Source organism: Synergistaceae bacterium (assembly GCA_012521675.1).
In the GTDB taxonomy this organism is placed as follows: Bacteria; Synergistota; Synergistia; order Synergistales; family Aminobacteriaceae; genus JAAYLU01.
On record JAAYLU010000103.1, the window covers coordinates 21,830 to 28,485 of the forward strand.

Below are 6,656 nucleotides of genomic sequence, written 5' to 3' on the forward strand. Positions count from 1 at the left end.
GCTCTGCGTGCGAAACACTCGAACGCAGTGCCGGGGCCAGTGCCCCGAGGCCGCGAAAAGACCATGTTTGACGCAGTGGACTGCGCTGCGGGCTACAAGTGCCCCAGCTCCTTTTCCAGAGCCCTGGTCAGAAGGCCGGAGAAGTTGATCCCCGCTCTCTCGGCCTGAAAGGCCAGCTTCGCCGGTATTGTGAGGTTCTTCCGCACCGTCTTTTCCCTAAGCGGGATCATCCAAGCCTCGACAAGCACCAGCGCCTCGTCGTCCCCGGGCTTGACGCTCCGAAAGTCAGATGGCTCGGGGATGGGGTCGTTGTCCTCCTCCATGCAGGCGAGATGCCCCCTCAACGCATCCTGGGCCATGACAACCGCCTCGCCCTGATCCTCCCCGCAGGTGTTGCATCCGGGAAGATCGGGAAACGACACCGCAACTCCGTCCTCGTCATAGCTGAAGATCGCGGGAAAGACGTATCTATCGGGTTTCTTTCTCATTCCGGCCTCAACCCCTTTCTCATGTCCCGGGCTAAAGAAGCCCCGCCTGCCTCAGCGCGCTTTTGAACGTCTTGGGGTGAACATTCTCCCTCGGATGAGGAACCGTAACCTTTCCGGGCTTCGTCGGATGCTTGAAGTGATGATGACCGCCCTCTATCTTGACCAGGTACCAGCCGTCGCTTTCGATCAGGCGGATCAGCTCCTTCGATGTAGGCACAGCTCGCTCCTCCTTTTATACGTATTATCTCATGCGCATAATATGCACGTCAATCGACGGCCTGCACTCTTGTCATCCCGAACGGTGCGAAGCGACGGAGGGACCTCATTCACTTCCTCATCCTCCTCGCTCTCGCCCAAAAACCTGTGCAAAAAACGCTACTCCTGTTGACAAGCCAAAATCACCCGCTATAATGTATTTTCGGCGGGCCGGTGTAGCTCAGTTGGTAGAGCAGCTGACTTGTAATCAGCAGGTCCCCGGTTCAAGTCCGGGTGCCGGCTCCAGGTTGAGGGCAAAGTGGTGGGATGGCCGAGTGGTCAAAGGCAGCAGACTGTAAATCTGCCGACTCCGTCTACGAAGGTTCGAATCCTTCTCCCACCACCACTTTTGTAAGAGAGCGCCGACTTAGCTCAGTAGGTAGAGCACATCCATGGTAAGGATGGGGTCTGCGGTTCGAGTCCGCAAGTCGGCTCCAGTAATAGCAAGGGTTTCCGAGGTTGAAGGGAGCCCTTGCTTCTTTTCTGTATGTCCTATGTTGTCGGAGGTGGTCAGTTTTGCATTGACAAAACGAGTGGGTAGTATAAAACCCTTGCCTACCACGAAAACGAGGTTTATGCGTGACGAAAAGCCTGTAATCATGGGCTATTTAGGCATTGCCAAAGGCTAATTCGTCACGTTGTACTGTCACGGTCGAGTGCGCCATTACATTTTATTAGCCATTGACCTAATCAAACTAACTCGGTATAATCTGATTAGGTAATGAGCTAATTAAATTACAGGAGGATACTCGAGTGGATAAATCAATCATGCTAAAAGCAATTGCTGATGATACCAGATTTAAGATTTTAGAACTACTGTTAGGACACAATTACTGTGTCCGCGCGCTCGCTAAAAAACTTTCTCTAACTGAAGCCACAATATCACAACATCTTAAAGTTTTGCGTGAAGCAGGACTGCTTGAGGGTGAAAAACGTGGCTACTTCATGCACTATGATGTCAAGCGTGATGTATTACGTGAGTTGGCAAAGGAAATAGAAGCATTCGCACGAATTGAGCGCAAATCTTGTGAGCCTGACGAAGATGGTGACTGCGCTGCTGGCGAAACGCAGCATTGCCACAAAAAGACCGCATGTTCCGATGAAGTCAAAGAGTTCTGCCACGGCAAAGATGGCGTTGAGAGGGACGAGCATCATGGGAATTGTAACTGTCACAAATCTTAAAAAGACGTATGGCGATTTTACTGCTGTAGATGATGCCAGTTTCTCTATAAACGTGGGTGAAGTCTTTGGCTTTCTGGGGCCAAATGGTGCAGGGAAAACTTCGACAATCAACATGATGATTGGTCTTTCACGCCCAACTTCGGGCGAGATTACCATTGACGGTATTGATGCAAAAAAGCAAGTGAAAAAGGCGCAATCCATTATGGGAATTGTGCCTGATGAAAGCAACCTTTATGACGATATGGACGGTTTTGATAACCTATGTTTTTGCGGTGCGCTTTATGGAATGAGTAAAGTTGATAGAGAGGAAAAGGCTAACTCACTTTTAGAAAAATTTCAGCTAAAGCAAGCAGGAAAACGCCTTTTCAAAGCCTACTCCAAAGGAATGCGCCGCAAGCTGACCATTGCCGCTGCCATCATTCATTCGCCGAGAATTTTGTTTCTTGACGAGCCAACAACAGGCATTGATGTGGAAAGCGCTAGGCAAATTCGGGAATTGATACTTGACTTAAAAAGCAAAGGCACAACCGTTTTTATCACCACACACTACATAGAGGATGCCGAGCGTATTTGTGATAGGCTTGCCTTTATTGTTGACGGTAAAATTGTTGCCACCGATACCGTTTCAAATCTTATGGAAAATGCTGCACAAGGACACTCTATTCAGTTTGTAACCGACCACCCTGCCGATAGAATCGCAGCAGGATTACAAGAACGGTTTTCGGGTAGTGTTGTTTATACAAACGGCTCTACACTCATCCTACGCTCCGAGGAACAACTTCCGCTTTTGCCTGTTATGCAATACTTTGATGATAACGGCATTGCGATTTTTGAAGCAAAGGAACTCCGACCGACATTAGAAGACGTTTTTGTTGAACTGACTGGCATAGAAGCAGGAAAACTCGGCAAAGAAAAAGAGAAAGGGGGCGGCGAATAATGAAACAATGGATAGCTTTTTGGAACATACTCAAAAAGGACATAAAGAACTATTACCTTAAGCCTCCTAATATCAGTTGGGGTATCATCTTCCCATTGTCATGGACTCTGATGCAACTTCTCCGTTCACCTGGTGGAAGCATGCTGGAATTGCTCCCCGGTCTTATTGCAATGAGCGTTTTATTCGGAACAACTTCAATGCTCGCGGTAACAATAACCTTTGAACGTAGCGGCAGGTCGTTTGACCGCTTGCTGCTTGCACCAATCAGCCTGAATTTGATGGTACTTGCTAAGACGATGGGTGCGATATTATTCGGCATGTTCAACTCCATAGTGCCGATTGTATTTGTTGCATTTCTCACGGATTTAAGCGGTATAAACTGGGGGATGGTTTTCGTTGCTGTACTTCTGATTGCAATAACCTCAACGCTTCTTGGCTTGATGATTGCAGTATCTGCAAAACAGGTTTTTGAAGCACAGACATTTTCAAACTTCTTCCGCTTTCCAATGCTGTTTTTATGCGGTCTGTTTATGCCACTTTCGGCTTTACCAGTGTTTCTACGCCCTGTGTCATTTTGCTTGCCGCTTACTTACGGAACGGATATTTTAAGTGGCGCAATTACAAGTTCAAGCATAATGTCACCTCTACTTTGTGTTCCTGCATTATTAGCATTTGCAGTCGGGTTGTTTTCTATTTGCCGATACAATATTAATCGAAAATGGATTTTGTAATGGTGTGGCGGGGCCCCTAAGTCGATTGAGTCCCTATAATGGTGTAAATTTTGACCGGGCCTGCGGAGTGGACCCTTGCGGATATAATTAGGAAAAACTTAAAAACGGAGGGAGCGGCATGAACGGTTACGAAAGGGCGGTAAAACTGTGGCGGTCGTGGAATGTTGCGGCTGCCTCGGACCTGGACAAATATCTTCACAACTTTCGCATACTGTTTGCCTATCACTCCGGAAAGATAGAAAATGAGGATATAACCTGGCACGATACCAGGGAGATATTCGAAAACGGCCGGGTAACCGGGTTTAGCGGGAATCCCCGCGCCCTCTTCGAGCAGCAGAACCAAAAGCTGTGCTACGAGTACCTTAAGGAAAAAATTGCGGCCAAGGCGCCCCTGGACCTCTGCCTTGTCCGGGAAGTTCACCGTATGCTGACCGCCGGGACCTACGACGAGCGAAGGTATGTAGAAAGAGGCGAACGCCCCGGCAATTTTAAAAGGCACGACTACGTTGCAGGAATTCACGAAGTGGGCGCCGCCCCGGAGGACGCGAAGAGGGAGGTAGCGGAGCTGCTTGCGGAGGTCAACGCCTACGAAGGCCCTGACGTCCTTAAGGCAGCTGCCTATTTCCACGCAAAGTTTGAACATATCCACCCCTTCGCCGATGGAAACGGCCGGGTGGGCAGAACCCTGCTGAACTACTACCTCATGACCAGGAACCACCCGCCTCTCATCATCGGCGAGGAAGATAGGCGGCAATACTTTGTAGCCCTTCAAAAGTATGACGAAGACGAGGACCTGGAGCCGCTCTACCGGTTTCTGAAAGCCGCCGTGGAAAAAACATGGGGCAGGGCAGCCGCCACGGCAGACGGGGAAAAGCAGGGACGAAAAGGATTGAAGGATTTTACGGGGTAGGGGAAAAACAACCCTGTTTTTGCAAGTCGATTTACGCTCCGCACTAAGGAGGTTTGAATATGGCAGGATCAACTTTTCAGACAAATCCTTTCGACTTAATCAAGCTTATTAAGGACTGTCATGACGGGATTTTGCAGCTGCCCGATTTTCAGATAAGCTGTTCCTTCTGATTTAGTGTTGGTTGACAGATACAGCGGCGACAAATAGCAAGGAGTATTAATGATGGCTGATTTTTTCGGGTTGTGCGAGACGGGCGCTGCGGCAGCCGTGGAAATAGCGATAAATAGTGTGGCGGACGTAAATGCGAGAAACGAGAACGGCGATACTCCTTTAGTGCTTGCGGCAGAGCGGAATACCGATCACAAGGTGCTTGAAGTGTTGCTGAGGGCGGGCGCGGAGATAGAGACGAGAAACGACCGCAACCTGACGCCGCTTCATCTGTCGGCCGGCTTCAACACCAACCCCGAGGTAACGAAGGCGTTGCTGGAGGCGGGCGCGGACATGGGGGCGAGAGACACCGGAAACGACACTCCGCTTCATCTGTCGGCCGCCCTCAACTCGAACCCCGCGGTGACGGAGGCGTTGCTGAAGGCGGGCGCGGACATGGAGACGATAAACGACCGCAGCGACACGGCGCTTCATCTGTCGGCTCGCTTCAACTCGAACCCCGCGGTGACGGAGGCGTTGTTGAAGGCAGGGGCGGACATGGGGGCGAGAAACACCGAAAACGACACGGCGCTTCATCTGTCGGCCGCCTTCAATGCCAACCCCGAGGTAACGAAGGCGTTGCTGGAGGCGGGCGCGGACATGGGGGCGAGAAACACCGCAAACGAGACGCCGTTGCATCTGTCGGCCGCCCTCAACTCCAACCCCGCGGTGACGGAGGCGTTGCTGAAGGCGGGCGCGGACATGGAGGCGAGAGACACCGAGCGCCGCACGCCGTTGCATCTGTCGGCTTATGTAAACTCCAACCCGGAGGTGATAGAGGCGTTGGTAAAGGCTGGGGCCGGAATTCAAGCGAAAAACGAACAGGGCGATATGCCAATAGACTTGCTCGAAAAAAACGACAACTTTTCCAAGATCAAGGGAACAGACGTTTACCGGGACCTTTGCGGGGGCGACAGATAGGCGTATGCCAGGGTCGTCTTGATGCTCTCGTGGCAGAGCAATTCTTTGATGGTGAAGATGCAGGTGTCCATCACGGCGAGTTGGCCGGGAAGTCGTGTCTCATGCAGTTCCATGAAAAATGCTGGATGCAGTCTCTTTTCTGCAGATTGCCCCACGTTTTTTTCGTGTCGTCCAATGGAACCTCCAAGGTCTGCACGGAAAGATGAAGTTGCTGTAAATGCCTTGCTTTCCGGCTCGTTTTTGCCAATCTTTCAGCGCGATCAGGTGTCTTTTTCGCTCATGGGGCAAAATGCCTGATCTTCCTCGCCGAGTCCGCACCTGGTACGAAGGGAACCCCTGTCTTTTTCTGGTCGTGCTAAAAAGTACTGTTACTCCGCTACTTTTTCCAAAGGAAGCACATGAACCCCCCTCTGCCCCTCTCGTATCCGGCTTTCTCCGCCTCTTCGCAGATTTCCTCAGCCTTTGCCCCCGGGTGGATAAACAGGCACTCTTTGAATGCTTCGGGTTCCTTTGGAACCAAGGCTCTCATTTCGTTTTCCGTCACGAAGCGCGCGTGCCGGAAGACAGAGTCCTGCTTCGCGGCAATTTCACTGTATAGCTCTCCCCAATCGCTCTTTTTGTTTATGGTGCCGATAAGGAGGGAGCCTCCGGGTTTCAACACCCTGAACAGCTCGTCAATTGCTCTTTGCCTGTCGTCAAAAAACTCGAAAGCGGCCATTGATACAACCGCGTCGAACGTGTCCTCCGGGTAATCAAGCACCGCGACGTCCATCAGGGTGAATTCAGCCTGGATGCCCCTGATCTTGGCTTTGTCCCTCGCGACCTCCAGCATTTTTATCGAAGTGTCAACGCCCGTCACCTTGCAGCCCAGTTTTGCCAGTGTCAGGCTGAAGTTTCCCGTGCCGCACCCGGCGTCCAAAACTTTCATTCCGGGACTCGGAGCGAGCAGTTCCAAGGCGCACGCCCTCTCCACACGGTCGACGAAGTTTCCTAACGGTGTTTCGTACCACTGGTCGTATGTAGAC

The 6,656-nt window shown here is 51.2% G+C and carries 8 protein-coding genes and 3 tRNA genes; 8 read left to right on the top strand and 3 right to left on the bottom strand.

Annotation, left to right across the window (positions count from 1 at the left end; genetic code table 11):
- Positions 1–92: 92 nt before the first annotated feature.
- A complete protein-coding gene (locus GX181_09500) occupies positions 93–488 on the bottom strand; it encodes a type II toxin-antitoxin system HicB family antitoxin (GenBank protein NLM72176.1) in 396 nt (131 codons plus the stop codon).
- 31 nt (positions 489–519) lie between these two features.
- Entirely contained in the window at positions 520–705 is a 186-nt protein-coding gene (locus tag GX181_09505) for a type II toxin-antitoxin system HicA family toxin (protein NLM72177.1), read from the bottom strand.
- A gap of 208 nt (positions 706–913) precedes the next feature.
- Here GX181_09505 and GX181_09510 point away from each other — a divergent pair.
- The 8 genes from GX181_09510 to GX181_09545 all read left to right on the top strand — a co-directional run bounded on the left by GX181_09510 (position 914) and on the right by GX181_09545 (position 5,631).
- Positions 914–989: transfer RNA gene (locus tag GX181_09510), tRNA-Thr, on the top strand.
- A 15-nt stretch (positions 990–1,004) separates the two neighbouring features.
- Positions 1,005–1,089: transfer RNA gene (locus tag GX181_09515), tRNA-Tyr, on the top strand.
- Positions 1,090–1,104: 15 nt separating this feature from the next.
- Positions 1,105–1,180, top strand: a tRNA-Thr gene (locus GX181_09520).
- A gap of 316 nt (positions 1,181–1,496) precedes the next feature.
- Positions 1,497–1,925 (top strand): winged helix-turn-helix transcriptional regulator, encoded by a 429-nt coding sequence (locus GX181_09525; GenBank protein NLM72178.1) that lies wholly within the window; start codon positions 1,497–1,499, stop codon positions 1,923–1,925.
- Entirely contained in the window at positions 1,897–2,862 is a 966-nt protein-coding gene (locus GX181_09530) for an ABC transporter ATP-binding protein (GenBank protein NLM72179.1), read from the top strand. Before GX181_09525 ends, GX181_09530 begins: the two co-directional genes overlap by 29 nt.
- Positions 2,862–3,593 (top strand): ABC transporter permease, encoded by a 732-nt coding sequence (locus tag GX181_09535; GenBank protein NLM72180.1) that lies wholly within the window; start codon positions 2,862–2,864, stop codon positions 3,591–3,593. The genes GX181_09530 and GX181_09535 overlap by 1 nt, the downstream gene beginning before the upstream one ends.
- A gap of 118 nt (positions 3,594–3,711) precedes the next feature.
- A complete protein-coding gene (locus tag GX181_09540; protein NLM72181.1) occupies positions 3,712–4,503 on the top strand; it encodes a Fic family protein in 792 nt (263 codons plus the stop codon).
- A gap of 222 nt (positions 4,504–4,725) precedes the next feature.
- A complete protein-coding gene (locus GX181_09545; protein ID NLM72182.1) occupies positions 4,726–5,631 on the top strand; it encodes a hypothetical protein in 906 nt (301 codons plus the stop codon).
- A gap of 376 nt (positions 5,632–6,007) precedes the next feature.
- Here GX181_09545 and GX181_09550 read toward each other — a convergent pair.
- On the bottom strand, positions 6,008–6,656 hold a 649-nt coding region (locus tag GX181_09550), incomplete at its 5' end, for a class I SAM-dependent methyltransferase (GenBank protein ID NLM72183.1).

What these genes read in the sequence shown, in the direction of transcription:
- GX181_09500 (NLM72176.1), bottom strand. Translation starts at nt 488, where the DNA reads ATGAGAAAGAAACCCGATAGATACGTCTTTCCCGCGATCTTCAGCTAT.
- GX181_09540 (NLM72181.1), top strand. Translation starts at nt 3,712, where the DNA reads ATGAACGGTTACGAAAGGGCGGTAAAACTGTGGCGGTCGTGGAATGTT.
- GX181_09530 (NLM72179.1), top strand. Translation starts at nt 1,897, where the DNA reads ATGGGAATTGTAACTGTCACAAATCTTAAAAAGACGTATGGCGATTTT.
- GX181_09535 (NLM72180.1), top strand. Translation starts at nt 2,862, where the DNA reads ATGAAACAATGGATAGCTTTTTGGAACATACTCAAAAAGGACATAAAG.
- GX181_09545 (NLM72182.1), top strand. Translation starts at nt 4,726, where the DNA reads ATGGCTGATTTTTTCGGGTTGTGCGAGACGGGCGCTGCGGCAGCCGTG.